The following is a 12,613-nucleotide window of genomic DNA, read 5'->3' as shown; positions in this document are numbered from 1 at the left end:
GGTGCTCGGTCCCGACGTAGGATCGCGTGTGAGCTCCGAGCACCCCGAACCCAGCGGCATCGACCCCGACGACCTGGCCGTCGCGCTCCGGGTGCTCGAGCAGCTGCCGTCGATCGACGAGACGCACCCGGACTTCATCCGGGTCCGCCAGGCCACCGCGAAGATGTTCAAGGCCGTCAAGCGGGCGCACCGTCTCGAGAAGCGCGGCGTCATCGCCGAGGCCGACCGCCGGGTGATCGCCGCCACCGCCACCGGGGCCGCCGACCGGATCGACGACGAGACCCGCGGCGTCCCGATCAGCGCCTCGACCGCATCGACGACCGCGGGCACGCTGCTGAAGTCACGGCCCTGCTACATGTGCAAGCAGCACTACACGGTCGTCGACGCGTTCTACCACCAGCTCTGCCCGGCGTGCGCTCGCATGAGCCACGCGAAGCGCGACGCCCGGACGGACCTGACCGGCAAGCGGGCGTTGCTCACCGGCGGCCGCGCGAAGATCGGCATGTACATCGCCCTCCGGCTGCTGCGTGACGGGGCCCACACCACCATCACCACGCGGTTCCCCCGCGACGCGGTGCGGCGGTTCGCGAGCCTGCCCGACTCCGCCGACTGGATGGACCGCCTGAAGGTCGTCGGCATCGACCTGCGCGACCCCGCCCAGGTGATCGGGCTCGCCGAGGACGTCGCCGCGTCCGGCCCCCTCGACATCCTGATCAACAACGCCACGCAGACCGTGCGCCGGTCGACCGGGGCCTACCAGCCGCTGGTCGACGCGGAACTCGCGCCGCTGCCCGACGGACCACTGCCCGAACTCGTGACCTTCGGGCACACCAATGACCAGCACCCGCTGGCGCTCGCCCGTTCAGTTGCCGCGCACCCGATCCTCGCGGCCGCCGCAGCCCGAGCCGACGAGCTGACCGAACAGGCGATGGCGCCCGGATCGAGCTCGCTCGAACGGCTCGCCCTGGGCACCGCGATCGACGCCGGCGGCCTGGTCCCCGACCTGCACGACGAGAACTCGTGGACCCAGCAGGTGGACGAGGTCGACCCGCTCGAGATGCTCGAGGTCCAGCTGGCCAACACCACGGCGCCGTTCATCCTCATCTCGAAGCTCCGCCCCGCCATGGCCGCGAGCACCGGACGCCGCACCTACGTGGTGAACGTCAGCGCCATGGAAGGGGTGTTCGGCCGTGCCTACAAGGGGCCGGGTCACCCGCACACGAACATGGCGAAGGCCGCCGTGAACATGCTCACCCGCACGAGCGCGCAGGAGATGTTCGAGACCGACAACATCCTGATGACGAGCGTCGACACCGGCTGGATCACCGACGAACGGCCGCACCCCACGAAGGTCCGGCTCGCCGAAGAGGGCTTCCACGCGCCGCTCGACCTGGTCGACGGGGCAGCCCGTGTCTACGACCCGATCGTCCGGGGCGAAGCGGGCGAGGACGTGTTCGGTGTCTTCCTGAAGGACTACGCGCCGAGTTCGTGGTGACGAGCGGCTGAACGCACCGATTCCGTCAGGGCTTCGACGGGGCCGTCTCCTGCGGCAGCACCGCGCCGAAACGGACCACGAAGTCGCGCAACACGTCGTCGTCGCGTGGCTGCTTCGACGCCGAGAAGCGGTGTTCGCTCTATTCGCGGATGCCAGGGATAGCACGGATCGCCGATCACAGTATCGACGGGTGTTCCACGGGTTTTAGGGTTCCGTTCCAAAGCCTCGAAGAGGTCAGCGCTGATAGATGCAGTCGGCAACACGTCCCCACTCGCCCCATTGAGCAGCGTCGCCGCATCGCGGAGCATGTCATCGTCCTTCACAACTTCGCGTGGTGCACGGAGGCAGACCTTGCAGCCGACGACACCGGCAGGGGAGCACACCGCCGTGCACTACGGGGCCGGGCTTCTCCTGGATGGCACGGGAGCCACCGCAGGGCTGGGAGATCCGATTAGTGTTGAACCATGACTGACCACGAACTGAGCGTCGCTGGACTTTGGGTCAACATCATCGTGGGGTTTCTCACCCTGCTGGCACTAGTCATTGCATTCATCGAGGCGGCAGGCGCGCGCAGAGTCGCGGAAAACGCCAAGGCCGAGGCCTTACACGAACGCCGCATAGGTTTCGAACTGACGCTTCTGAGGGAGTTGTACGTCCAGTTTCAAACCACAGGCACAAGCCACGTACGCGGCTTCGTGCTGGCCCTCATACGAGACCCGAACAACCGGGAAGACCTTCCGTTCCTTCGTATGACAATAGGCGCACGGGCGGACGAGCTGTCACCCGACGGAGAAGCGGCTCCGCGCAACGGCACTTCGGAGTTCAATCGGAGGATTGAACGAGAAATTGACGAAGCCATCAAGAGACGAGTTGAGGCGGGGCTATGAGGGTAAGCGATTCAGACAAGGCAGCTTATACAAACCTGTACCTGGTTGCGGCCATCAACCTTCTGGACCTCCTCGCTGAGAAGCGAATGCTCACCGAACGGACCCTTGTACGAGAAGACGAAGATCTGTGCGTACGTTCCGCCAACGAGCTAAGAAAGCAGATCACTCTTAAGCTAGAGCTCGTACCAAACGGCCCCTTGCGCGACGCATTCCAAAGTATTCGCCGATCTGCCGCAGCCTTCGCCAGTCTCGGCGGGCTCCATGGGGTGGATTTCGCCAACGGCCCAGCACTTTTTTCCAACTCCTTGCGCGATTTCCGCAGCGCCGTGGCTCGGAACATCAGACTTGTTCTCGACCTGTTTCAGCTTGATTTACCCGATGATCTACGTGGACTAGTCTCGAACTATTAGCCTCCAGTTTTCGCCGACCTATCCGAATCCGTTCAGTTAGGAATCAGGTTCAAAGAAAACTGAGCTCTGTCCGTGACCACAATGAGTGAGGCCAAACGTCAGGCGTCCTCGTAACGCAAAGTAGCTCGTTCGGCAAAAGACGCCTTCTGCAAGTTCGATCCTGTCGCGGAGTCCAGCCACCGCCGATGAATGACGCTTCTTCAGCCCTGCAACCAGGCATCGAAGTCAGAGCGACTTACCGCGGCTCGGCCGGGAGGTACATGCCGACGCTTCGATCGGAGCAACGAGACGTATGACCACAGGGTATCCGCGTCGACGAACCCTGCCTTGAAGGCTGCCCGGAGAAGTCCCCACGTGCTCGCAGTCTGCACGAGGGGCGGCTTTTCTTCCGTGCCGGCGAGAAGCGCGCTCGGGCCGGCGTCATCCGTGAAAAAGACTGCCTTCATTCGGCGACTGTGAATGATTGCTAGCGTCTCCGCTTCGCCGAGATTTTTTGTGGGAGCATCACCCGGCCGCGATAGCTGCATCCGGTAGATCTGCGTCAGAGACTGCTCTGCCTGCGTTTCCGGGAACAACGGCTCGCCGAAGATACCGGGCGCCGCTGCCAGGTCCTCGAGGTCCGGTTCACTCGACGATCTGGAGCATTCATAAGCGACGGTTGCACACCACGCAGGCTTTTTCACGAGGCGACCGAGCAGGTCCATCCGGTGCAAGTACGCGAAGTTGATCAACACCGTGTTGTCGGGGAAGAACCAAACGTTCAAGGCGCGAGTTTCCTCAGACCCCGAGTCCGAGCAGATCCGAAAGCGCGTCCGAGGTGAGCGTCGTCTCGTCCGACGGCTCATCAACCTCGAGCTCGGTCGGGTCGACACCCAGCATCCAGGCTAGCGTGTCCTTCCGCACCTTCCCGTCGGCAATCCTCGCAAGATGAGCGTCCTGCAGAGACAGCGGGAAACGGCGAGTCGAGGCTGCATCCATGCGGGCCGTTATCGGGTCGCCCGGCTCCGTCGCGGTCCAGCGACGCCTTAGGAGTCGCTGCGTTGGCTGCCCCATCCACAACTCAAGATTTTTGCTCGTCGTCAGGTGGAGCGCAGCGACGCGCTTCGCAAGCGCGTCGATGGAAACCCCTCGATCCCATACATACGACGCGACTTGAGCCTCCGAAGCACTTGCCCAATCGACGGAGCGCATCCATTCCGCTGGGAGCAGCAGCTCGGCCGCGAATGCATTAGCGTCCCGCTCGTTCGACGTGCGCTCGATGCCTCGGCCACGCTCGATATCGTCTGCTTGCGTGGTCAAATGCCCGAGTTCGTGCGCTAGCGACCAATTCTCCCAAAACCAGTTTCCCGTCGCCTTAAGGACGATCACGGCCCGGCCCCCGAACCAGAATGAGTATGCCGAAGTCAAGTCACCGAGCCGGACGACGTCAATACCCAACGCATCGAGACGATCGGCAAATGGCCGGATGAAGCCGTCGCCGAGTGCGGCTCGGGCCTCCGACAGCGAGGTAGGAACGCTAGAGTTCGGCAGATCGCCCTGCACCTGCTCGTAGGCCAGGAGGACAGCTTCCAGTTGAGGTAGGTCGACGTCTTTGCCGGGGATGTGATGTTGCCGCGTTTCCTGATCGAACGAATGTCGAGCAGACGCGACGACCCGATTCGGGTCAGGCGCGCCAGTGATGAGGAAGTGCAGGTCAGCGCCGAGGACGTCCGCGAGTTTCGCAAGCTCGATGGCGGCGAAGCCACGCTCGCCCCGGAGCGCGCGCGAGAAGGCATCCGGCGTCATGCCGACGTCGGCAGCAACCTCTCTCTGGGTGCGACCCTCGGGGAGCAGGCCCGCAACACGCTGCCCAATCTCTGCGGTCATGCTGCTCAACATACGCCCTCGTTGGTGATTTCCCAACGGGACGCGAGCAGCCTCGCGTCACACACAGGCGCTCGGTCAGTGAACCGTGAGGCGCGACCCCTGACTCCAGGCCTGCTTTAGCCGTTGAGTAAGCGCGTACGTGGCCAGCAGTTGCCGGACGATGGGTCTCCATCCCGCGCGGCTTGTGCCGCTAGCTCGGCCGATAACGTCCAATATAGATTCGAACCCAGACCTCACGGCTTCGTGCCCATGCCCTCGTGAAGTGAAGCGACGTGAGCGACACGACCCGCCCGCTCCGCCTCCAGGATTCGAACCCGGACCTAACGGCACCAAAGGCCGTCGTGCTGCCATTACACCAAGGCGGAACGCACCCGAAGGTGCTCCTCCATCCTCCCACGACCGACGAGGCTGGCTGTCCGCTCCGGGTTCGGCCAAGATGGAGGGATGCCGCATGAGGACGAGGTCGATCGCATCGTCGCGGCGTGGGGTCGTGAGCGTGCCGACCTCGACTTCGGCCCGCTCGAGGTCCTCTCCCGCGTGGACCGGCTCGCCCGGCACCTGGACCGCGCCAGGCGGACCGCGTTCGACGCGAGCGACATGGAGCCGTGGGAGTTCGACGTCCTGTCGGCCCTGCGGCGCGCGGGTGAGCCGTACGAGCTGAGCCCGAAGACCCTGCTGCAGCAGACCCTGGTGTCGAGCGGCACGATGACGAACCGGGTGGACCGCCTGGCGGCCCGCGGCTTCGTGGGGCGGCGGACCGACCCGAAGGACGGCCGCGGCATCCTCGTCTCGCTCACGAGCAAGGGCCGTGTGGCGGTGGACGCGGCGATCGCGGACCTGCTGGCCGCCGAGCGCGACATCCTGTCCGGGGTCTCCGCCGACGAGCAGGGCCAGTTGGCCGGGCTGCTCCGCCGACTCATCCTGGGTCTCGGGGACTGACGGAAAGCGTGGCACGGGCCGAGCGGCCCCGGCGTAGCGTGCGGCGCATGCACGCCATCACCCTCGCCGTCGCCGACGTCGCTCGATCGGCTGAGTTCTACCGCGCCCTGCTCGGCATCGAGGGCAGCGGCGTCATCGGCACCGAGTACCCCGCCACCGAGACGCAGGCCGGCGGCACCACGGCGATGTTCACCCTCGACGACGGCCTGATCGTCAGCGTCTACGGCCGTGACGACATGGCGAAGGACTCCGGCGTGCAGCTGGCCACGGCACCGAGCAGCACGATCGGGCACTTCACGAGCAGCCAGGCCGAGGCAGAGGCCTTCCTCGAGCGAGCGCAGGCAGCGGGAGCAACGATGCCCGAGCCCCCGTACACGCGCCCGTGGGGCATGTGGTCCGGCTTCTTCCTGGACCCGGACGGCCACCTGTGGGAGGTCGTGGCGAACCCCGGCGGTGGGGCCCCCGAGGACGCCACACCGGCGGACAGCAGCCAGGACGCGGTCGACCCCGCCTCCGTGGAGTAGACCGGCTCAGACCCCGAGCAGCTCCGCGACCTCGAGCCAGCGCTCCTCGAGCTGCTCGACCTCGGCCTCGAGCGCACCGAGCTTCGCCTGCAGTTCGCCGAGTCCGGCGTAGTCGGACTGGTCGTGCGTCGCGAACTGGTCGAGCAGCTTCTTGCGGTCCGCGCCGACCTTCGCGATCTTGCGGTCGAGCGCCGACATCTCCTTCTCGGCCGTCCGCCGGTCCGCTCCCGACAGGGCGGACGCACCAGCGGCCGTGGACCCGGCCACGGCACCGGCCGAGCCGGTCCCGCCGACGGTGTCGGGCCTCCCGGCAGACGCGGCGGCAGCCGCAGAGGCGGTCCCGCCACCGGTGCCGGCCTCGCGCAGACGCATGTACTCGTCGACGCCGCCGGGCAGGTGGCGCAGGTGCCCGCCGAGCACGGCGTACTGCTGGTCGGTGACGCGCTCGAGCAGGTACCGGTCGTGGCTGACGACCAGCAGGGTGCCGGGCCAGGTGTCGAGCAGGTCCTCCATGGCGGCGAGCATGTCGGTGTCGAGGTCGTTGGTGGGCTCGTCGAGGATCAGCACGTTCGGCTCGTCGAGCAGGATGAGCATGAGCTGCAGACGACGCTTCTGCCCACCGGACAGGTCCTTGACGGGCGTGGAGAGCTGCTCCGAGGTGAAGCCGAGCCGCTCGAGCAGCTGCGACGGCGTCATCTCCTTGCCGTCGGCGACGTAGCTCGTCTTCTTGCGGGCGACGACCTCGCGCACGCGGTCGTCGGCGAACTGCTGCAGGTCGGCGAGCTGCTGGTCGAGCACCGCGACCTGCACCGTCTTGCCGGTCTTCACCCGCCCGCTCGTCGGCTGCAGCCGGCCGGAGACCAGGTTGAGCAGCGTGGACTTGCCGGCGCCGTTCGGGCCGAGGATGCCGGTCCGCTCCCCCGGAGCGATGCGCCACTCGATGCGGTCGAGGATCTGCGTGCCGTCGAACGAGACGCTCACGTCGAGCAGGTCGACGACGTCCTTGCCGAGGCGCGCGGTCGCCGTCCGGGACAGCGCGACGGTGTCGCGGATCGGCGGGACGTCGTCGATCAGGGCGTTCGCCGCGTCGATGCGGAACTTCGGCTTGCTCGTGCGGGCCGGAGCGCCGCGGCGGAGCCACGCGAGCTCCTTGCGGGCCAGGTTCTGCCGGCGCTGCTCGATCGTGGCAGCCTGCCGGTCACGCTCGACGCGCTGCAGGATGTACGCGGCGTAGCCACCTTCGAAGGGGTCGACGACGCCGTCGTGGACCTCCCACGTGTCGGTCGACACGGCGTCGAGGAACCACCGGTCGTGCGTCACGACGACCATGCCGCCCTGGTTCGACGACCAGCGGCGGTTGATGTGCCCGGCGAGCCACTCGATGCCCTCGACGTCCAGGTGGTTGGTCGGCTCGTCCAGGAACAGGACGTCCCAGTCGCCGACCAGCAGCCGCGCGAGTGCCACACGGCGACGCTGCCCGCCGGACAGCTCGTCGACGCTGACGTCCCACGGGATGTCCGAGACCAGACCGCCGATGATGTCGCGGATCTTCGGGTCACCGGCCCACTCGTGCTCCTCGAGGTCGCCGACGACGGTGCTGCCGACGGTCGCGCCCTCGGGCAGGATGTCGCGCTGGTCCAGGTAGCCGATGGTCAGGCCGCGGCGGTGCGTGACGCGGCCGCCGTCCGGCTCGAGGCGCTGGGACAGCAGTGCGAGGAGGGTCGACTTGCCGTCGCCGTTCCGGCCGACCACGCCGATCCGGTCACCCTCGTCGATGCCGAGGGTGACGTTGTCGAAGACGACCTTGGTGGGGAACTCGAGATGCAGGTTCTCGGCGCCGAGGAGATGTGCCACGCGTCAAGGGTAGGTGGCTCGGCGGGGTGGTGGGTGCGGGGTGGCGGTCGGGCCGGTGCGCGCTTGTTCGAGCGGTGCGAGGTTGCGCGCTCGGTGCGAGCCTGTGGCGGCACACGGGGAGCGCAACCTCGCACCAGCCGACGGACCCCGCACGGTGCGGCGGCGCGTCGGCCTGGAGGCCCGGGTCAGCTCGTCCGGGTCGGCTCGGCTCCGGCGCGGGGCTCGGTCTCCTGCAGGAACGCTCGCCACTGCTTCCGCTTGCTGACGGTCCAGAGCAGCATCGCGAGGAAGAACACGGTGAGGAGCGCGTACAGCAGCCCGAACAACGTCGCCCAGTTGAGGAGGAACTGCGCGAACGCGAACGGCGTCCATCCGAGGGCGAGCCAGAAGGTCGATGTCGATTGACCGAGCCGACGGCCGGCGAGTGCGACGAGCGCGGTCCGGTGCTGCGGATCGGCGGGCTGCTGCCCACGAGCCATGCGCTCGATCCGTCGGCGGACGGCACGAGGAAGCCCGAGCATCGGGTCGGACAGCGCGCTCTGGAACTGTCCACCGCCTCGGACGATTGCGGTGACCCAGCAGACCGGGCCAACGATCATGAGTGGGACGATGACGAAGAACGCCCAGTCCGGCAGGCCACTTCCGGTCGAGGGCAGCTCGAAGCGCGGCAGGTGTTCGGCGCTCAGCCACCCGGCTGCAACCGCGGCGACGACGGCCAGCACGATCCAGATGACCCGCCGGACCATCGAACGGCGGACACGCGGTCCGACTGGCGCCCCCGCGAGACGGTCCTCCACCTGCTGCCAGGTCTCCTCGGAGACCGTGGCTCCGGCGAACTCATGCGGGGCCGGCGTGGACACGATCAGCTCGCGGGGGCGGTGTCGCCCTCGCCCGCGGCTTCCTTCGCGCGCTTCAGGCGAGCCTGCGCCTCCCAGTACTCGATCTCGCGCTCGAGCTCGGCGAGCTCCTGCTCGGTGCCGGTGACGCGCTTGGCGCCGTGGGCACTGCGGGCGTCGCCGAGGGTGGCGTACCGGTCCTCGTGGCGGGTGGGCTCGATGTACCGACCGTGGTTCCGTTCGCCCGGAGCCCAGTCGTGGCCGATGGCGAACCAGACGATGCTGCCGACGACGGGGACCAGGATCACGAGGATCACCCACGCGATCTTCGGCAGGCCGCGGATCTGGTCATCCGTCTTCGTCAGGATGTCGATCAGGGCGAAGACCAGCAGGATGACGGTGATCCCGGGCAGCAAGACGCTCATGTTCGCGATTCTATGGATCCGCTTGGAGTCTCACCATGCCCCGAACGAGCGTCCCGGTTGCGAAGGTGCACAGGGTGGGCGTCGAGGTACCGGCGGGCGAGCACCGCGGACCATGCCGTCCATGCGAACTGCCCCGCCGTGGCGATGCCGCCCGCAACGGCGAAGGGCCAGAACGCACCACCGGCGAACGTGACCGCAGACCACACGATCACGAACCCAGCAAGACTGGGCAGTTCGCCGCCGTCGCCCAGTTCGACCGCTCTCGCCTGCACGACGATCCGGCGGTCCTCCGGCGCAGCGCGTCGCCCGGTCGCCGCCTCCGTCACCGCGCGCTGTTCGCGTTGCTGCAGCGGCGCGAGCACCGGCGCACGGCGGGCTTCCTCGCCGTTCCGTCTCCGGCGGATCAGGACCCGAACGGTGTCACCGAGGCCGATGACGAAGCCCAGGGCGGCGACGACACCGGCAACTGCGAAGCGAGCGTCCGATCCGGCGGGCACGGGGATCGCCGCGATGCACAGCGCCACCAGCACCAGCCCGATGGCCACGACGAACCCGAGGACCGGCGGGCTGGGTGTCCGAGCCTGCGCGAGGAGCAGGTGCGCACGTTCGTCGGCTTCGGCCCAGCGTCGCCCCGCCGCCGCGCGCTCGGTGTCGGTCTGGGCGGCGGCGGTCACAGCGCCGCGACCCACTCGTCCGTCCCGTCGGTGAACCGCTGGTGCTTCCAGATCGGCACGCGCTCCTTCACCAGGTCGACCAGCGCACCGCACGCGGCGAACGCCTGCGCCCGGTGCGACGACGACACCGCTGCGGCGAGCGCGACGTCCCCGATGCCGAGCGCCCCGACGCGGTGCAGGACGGCGATCCGGACGTCGGGGTGGTGCTCGGCGATGGTCCGGGCGACCTCGGTGATGACCTCGCCGGCGCTGGGGTGCCGCTCGTAGTCGAGCGCGGTGACGCCCTTCCCACCGTCGTGGTCACGGACGATGCCGGCGAAGGTCACCACGGCGCCGTCCTGTTCGGTGGCCACCACGGCTGCGACCTCGTCGACGCTGATGTCGCGGTCGACGACGTCGGCGAGCACGACCCGTGCGGCGGCCTCGGTGGTGCTCACGAGGCGCTCCGCGGGGCGTGGCCCTCGCCGTGCACCTGGGCGACCACGTGGTCGAGTACTCCGTCGAGCACTGCGAGCCCGTCGGACACCCCACCGCGCGATCCGGGCAGGGTGACGAGCAGGCAGCCGGCGTTCGTGACCCCGGCGACGCCGCGGGTGAGCAGGGCGGTCGGGCCGGCACCCGCGAGTCCGCGTCGACGGATCTCCTCGGTGATGCCGGGCAGTTCGAGGTCGATCAGCCCCGCCACGGCCTCGGGGGTCCGGTCGGTCGGGGTGACCCCGGTGCCGCCGGTGGTGATGACGACCCGGGCGCCGGCCAGGAGCTCCGCGGTGACGGTCTCGGTGATCGCGCCGCCGTCGGGGACGATGATCGGGTCGCTCGTGGTGAACCCGTGGTCGCGCAGCCAGTCGGCGATGACGGGTCCGGTGCTGTCGAGTGCGGGGTCGGCGGCGGCCTGCGTGGACACCACGACGACGGCGGCCCGGCCCCTGGTCGGCTCGGCGGTCATCGGTTGCTCCAGTCCCCGGAGCGCCCGCCGTGCTTCTCGAGCACGCGCACGTCCGTGATCACGGCCGCTCGGTCGACGGCCTTCACCATGTCGTACACCGTCAGGGCGGCGACGCTCGCCCCGGTCAGGGCTTCCATCTCGACGCCGGTGCGCGAGGTCGTGCGGACCGACACCTCGATCAGCACGCGGTCGTCGGTGCCGGTGATGTCGACCTGTACGCCGGCGATCGGCAGCGGGTGGCACAGCGGGATCAGGTCGGAGGTCTTCTTCACCGCCATGATCGCGGCGATGCGGGCGGTGCCGACGACCTCGCCCTTGGGCAGCGAGCCGTCGAGGATGCGTGCGACGACGTCGGGGCGGGTGACGACGGTGGCGGTGGCGGTGGCCGACCGGTCGGTGACGTCCTTCGCGGAGACGTCGACCATGTGCGCGCTGCCGTCAGCGCGGACGTGCGACAGCTGGTCGGAGGCGGACGGGTCGGTCATCGGAGGCTCCAGACGGTCAAGGGGTCGCCGACCTCGACGGCGTCGACCCCCACGGGGACGTGCACCAGGTGGGTGGCGGCGGCGTAGTGGACGAGCAGGTGCGAACTCGGCCCACCGACGAAGTGCACGGCACCGTCCTGCACCCGGCCGCGACGGACCTGGTGCTTGCCGGCGGGTGAGTCGGCAGCGGACGCGGCCGGCAGGACCTGCGTGGGGCGGTCCGGCGTGAGTCCGACGGCGCCGGCGAGGAGCGGGCGCAGGAACACCTCGAACGAGACGAGCGCCGACACCGGATTGCCGGGGAAGGACACGACCGGCACGGCGCGACCGGCACCGAACACGACGCTGCCGAACGCCTGCGGTCCACCGGGCTGCATCGCGACCGGCGTCACCGCGAGCCCGCGGGGTTCGAGCGCCTGCCGCACGACCTCGTACGCCCCGGCACTGATGCCCCCGGTGGTCACCACGAGGTCGGCCCAGTCCCCCACCGCCGCGTCGAGCGCCCGGTCGAAGGCCTCGACGTCGTCGGGCACCCGGACGGCCCGTGAGTCTGCACCGACCTGGGCAAGGGCAGCCCGCAGCGCGATGCCGTTCGCGTCACCGATGGTCGCCGCGTCCGCGTCGGCACCCTGTAGCTCCGAGCCGGTCGACACGACGAGGACCCGCAGCGGTCGGCGCACCGACACGGTCGTCACCCCCGCAGCAGCCAGGGCCCCGAGCAGCGCCGGCGTGACCGGGGAGCCGGCCGGAGCGAGCTCGGCACCGGTGGGCAGGTCGCTGCCGGTCACCCGCACGAAGGTGCCGGCGGTCAGGTCGGCGGGCACCGTCACCCGGGGCAGCTCGAGCGCCGCCGGGAACGCGCCCGGCCCGGTCGCTTCGACCGGGAACACCGCGTCGGCACCGGTCGGGATCCGCGCACCGGTCATGATCGGCGCGGCCGTGCCGGGCTCGAGCGGTTCGGGCACCACGCCGGCCGGGATGGGGGCGACGACCCGGACGGCCTGCCCCGCGTCCGCGGCCCGCACGGCGAACCCGTCCATCTGGCTGTTGTCGAACGGCGGCAGCGGAACGGGCGACAGAACGGCCGACGCGAGCACGCGGTGTGCGAACCCGGCACCCGCACCGGCGAGTTCGTCGAGTGGCAGTTCTTCCGCTCCGAGGCCCGCCACCACCGGCGCGAGCAACGCCGCCAGGTCGTCGCGGTGCTGACCGATCGTTCGCACAGGTGCCTCCGAACAGGGGGTTGGTGGCGCCGTTCCCGGTTCGCCCGGT

At 69.0% G+C, this 12,613-nt stretch carries 15 protein-coding genes and 1 tRNA gene; 5 read left to right on the top strand and 11 right to left on the bottom strand.

Going from position 1 to position 12,613, the window contains the following annotated elements; translation table 11 throughout:
• Positions 1–28 precede the first annotated feature (28 nt).
• The 3 genes from QRN49_RS10530 to QRN49_RS10520 all read left to right on the top strand — a co-directional run bounded on the left by QRN49_RS10530 (position 29) and on the right by QRN49_RS10520 (position 2,792).
• A complete protein-coding gene (locus tag QRN49_RS10530) occupies positions 29–1,495 on the top strand; it encodes an SDR family NAD(P)-dependent oxidoreductase (protein WP_194621453.1) in 1,467 nt (488 codons plus the stop codon).
• Between the two features lie 464 nt (positions 1,496–1,959).
• Complete coding sequence (locus QRN49_RS10525; protein ID WP_284755640.1) at positions 1,960–2,382, top strand: hypothetical protein; 423 nt, start codon at positions 1,960–1,962, stop codon at positions 2,380–2,382.
• A complete protein-coding gene (locus QRN49_RS10520) occupies positions 2,379–2,792 on the top strand; it encodes a DUF6650 family protein (protein ID WP_284755638.1) in 414 nt (137 codons plus the stop codon). Before QRN49_RS10525 ends, QRN49_RS10520 begins: the two co-directional genes overlap by 4 nt.
• Positions 2,793–2,992: 200 nt before the next feature.
• Here QRN49_RS10520 and QRN49_RS10515 read toward each other — a convergent pair whose 3' ends face one another.
• The 3 genes from QRN49_RS10515 to QRN49_RS10505 form a co-directional block, all read right to left on the bottom strand.
• Positions 2,993–3,556: a hypothetical protein gene (locus QRN49_RS10515; RefSeq protein WP_284755636.1), complete on the bottom strand. Its 564-nt coding sequence runs from the start codon at positions 3,554–3,556 to the stop codon at positions 2,993–2,995.
• A 13-nt stretch (positions 3,557–3,569) separates the two neighbouring features.
• Positions 3,570–4,658, bottom strand: coding sequence for a helix-turn-helix domain-containing protein (locus QRN49_RS10510; RefSeq protein WP_284755634.1), 1,089 nt, complete (start codon positions 4,656–4,658; stop codon positions 3,570–3,572).
• Positions 4,659–4,951: 293 nt separating this feature from the next.
• Positions 4,952–5,023 (bottom strand) — tRNA-Gln (locus QRN49_RS10505).
• A 79-nt stretch (positions 5,024–5,102) separates the two neighbouring features.
• On the opposite strand from QRN49_RS10505, the gene QRN49_RS10500 reads away from it, so the two are divergent.
• Positions 5,103–5,597 carry a MarR family winged helix-turn-helix transcriptional regulator gene (locus QRN49_RS10500; RefSeq protein WP_071406000.1) on the top strand — a complete coding sequence of 165 codons (495 nt, stop codon included), beginning with the start codon at positions 5,103–5,105 and terminating at the stop codon, positions 5,595–5,597.
• A gap of 47 nt (positions 5,598–5,644) precedes the next feature.
• Positions 5,645–6,121, top strand: a complete 477-nt coding sequence (locus QRN49_RS10495) for a VOC family protein (RefSeq protein WP_284755631.1) — start codon at positions 5,645–5,647, stop codon at positions 6,119–6,121.
• Positions 6,122–6,127: 6 nt separating this feature from the next.
• Here QRN49_RS10495 and QRN49_RS10490 read toward each other — a convergent pair whose 3' ends face one another.
• The 8 genes from QRN49_RS10490 to QRN49_RS10455 form a co-directional block, all read right to left on the bottom strand.
• Positions 6,128–7,975: an ABC-F family ATP-binding cassette domain-containing protein gene (locus QRN49_RS10490; protein WP_027465089.1), complete on the bottom strand. Its 1,848-nt coding sequence runs from the start codon at positions 7,973–7,975 to the stop codon at positions 6,128–6,130.
• Between the two features lie 185 nt (positions 7,976–8,160).
• The gene (locus tag QRN49_RS10485; RefSeq protein WP_284755627.1) at positions 8,161–8,835 is read right to left on the bottom strand and encodes a hypothetical protein; all 675 of its coding nucleotides are present in this window, start codon (positions 8,833–8,835) and stop codon (positions 8,161–8,163) included.
• A gap of 2 nt (positions 8,836–8,837) precedes the next feature.
• On the bottom strand, positions 8,838–9,236 hold the full coding sequence (locus QRN49_RS10480; RefSeq protein WP_042537802.1) for a PLDc N-terminal domain-containing protein: 399 nt from the start codon (positions 9,234–9,236) through the stop codon (positions 8,838–8,840).
• Complete coding sequence (locus QRN49_RS10475) at positions 9,233–9,910, bottom strand: hypothetical protein (protein ID WP_284755624.1); 678 nt, start codon at positions 9,908–9,910, stop codon at positions 9,233–9,235. The genes QRN49_RS10480 and QRN49_RS10475 overlap by 4 nt, the downstream gene beginning before the upstream one ends.
• Positions 9,907–10,347 carry a molybdenum cofactor biosynthesis protein MoaE gene (locus QRN49_RS10470; RefSeq protein ID WP_213201671.1) on the bottom strand — a complete coding sequence of 147 codons (441 nt, stop codon included), beginning with the start codon at positions 10,345–10,347 and terminating at the stop codon, positions 9,907–9,909. The genes QRN49_RS10475 and QRN49_RS10470 overlap by 4 nt, the downstream gene beginning before the upstream one ends.
• Positions 10,344–10,856, bottom strand: coding sequence for a MogA/MoaB family molybdenum cofactor biosynthesis protein (locus tag QRN49_RS10465; RefSeq protein WP_284755622.1), 513 nt, complete (start codon positions 10,854–10,856; stop codon positions 10,344–10,346). The genes QRN49_RS10470 and QRN49_RS10465 overlap by 4 nt, the downstream gene beginning before the upstream one ends.
• The gene (moaC, locus tag QRN49_RS10460) at positions 10,853–11,341 is read right to left on the bottom strand and encodes a cyclic pyranopterin monophosphate synthase MoaC (protein ID WP_111056875.1); all 489 of its coding nucleotides are present in this window, start codon (positions 11,339–11,341) and stop codon (positions 10,853–10,855) included. Before moaC ends, QRN49_RS10465 begins: the two co-directional genes overlap by 4 nt.
• On the bottom strand, positions 11,338–12,564 hold the full coding sequence (locus QRN49_RS10455) for a molybdopterin molybdotransferase MoeA (RefSeq protein ID WP_284755618.1): 1,227 nt from the start codon (positions 12,562–12,564) through the stop codon (positions 11,338–11,340). Before QRN49_RS10455 ends, moaC begins: the two co-directional genes overlap by 4 nt.
• Between the last annotated feature and the right edge of the window lie 49 nt (positions 12,565–12,613).

The sequence above is a fragment of the Curtobacterium sp. ME-Dv--P-122a genome (genome assembly GCF_030209645.1).
Classification (GTDB): Bacteria; Actinomycetota; Actinomycetes; order Actinomycetales; family Microbacteriaceae; genus Curtobacterium; species Curtobacterium flaccumfaciens.
This window is presented reverse-complemented; position numbering and strand designations above follow the sequence as displayed.